Source organism: Mycoplana sp. 10N416 (assembly GCF_056394765.1).
The window spans coordinates 1-667 of record NZ_JBFTIM010000051.1 but is presented as its reverse complement, the minus strand read 5'-3'; the positions used below and the strand labels follow the sequence as shown (position 1 = coordinate 667).

2 protein-coding genes are annotated in these 667 nt (G+C 59.5%); both read left to right on the top strand.

Features of this window, described 5'->3' with window-relative positions; all coding sequences use genetic code 11:
- Positions 1–199: 30S ribosomal protein S21 (gene rpsU / locus AC1DDS_RS25760; RefSeq protein ID WP_477481441.1), on the top strand; the 199-nt coding region annotated here is incomplete at its 5' end.
- A gap of 119 nt (positions 200–318) precedes the next feature.
- A complete protein-coding gene (locus AC1DDS_RS25755) occupies positions 319–498 on the top strand; it encodes a hypothetical protein (RefSeq protein ID WP_477481440.1) in 180 nt (59 codons plus the stop codon).
- Positions 499–667 lie beyond the last annotated feature (169 nt).

Below are 667 nucleotides of genomic sequence, written 5' to 3'. Positions count from 1 at the left end.
AAAGATGCAGCGCGAAGGCATCTTCAGGGAAATGCGGGCGCGGAGCGCCTATGAGAAACCCTCCGAAAAACGTGCACGCGAAAAGGCAGAGGCCATCCGTCGCTCTCGCAAGTTGGCCCGAAAGAAAATGGAGCGCGAAGGGCTATTGCCAGCGCCAAAGAAGAAGGTCGCCAGTCGCGGCTCCAGCAGAACACGCTAGCTGCCCGGATGCTCACGCGCATGAGGCGAGCAGCGGCTGCTTATTGTCGAATGAGGCCGGTTAAGCCTCCCGCCGTGGGGCCGGCTTCCTGGCGTGCAGCTTCTGGCTGGTGGGCAACTATGTGCTGCTCGGACGGCGTCGATGCCGCGCGCATCTTGTTCGAGCGGCTGCTCATCGCGTCGGCTTTGAACGATCTCGTCGAGTACGAAGCGGTCCTGCTCAACGGCGCGCTGGAAACGACGACGGTCGTAGACGAGGGAAAAATTTTCACCCCGCCGGCTCTACACAGCGCTCAGTGACAGCAGGTTTACGTGACAACACCGTTCGCAAGTTAATCATGCGCGGTCGTTGAAGGTTTGGAGTCTCACGGAGTGGCAGGAGCAATGGACGATCTTGAAGTTGGTTACGACATCCCGGCCGCCATCGGGGATTCTCTCGATGATGTACAGACACCGGCTCTGATCATCG

Coding starts and splice junctions, on each gene's coding strand:
- AC1DDS_RS25755 (WP_477481440.1), top strand. CDS start 319: ATGTGCTGCTCGGACGGCGTCGATGCCGCGCGCATCTTGTTCGAGCGG.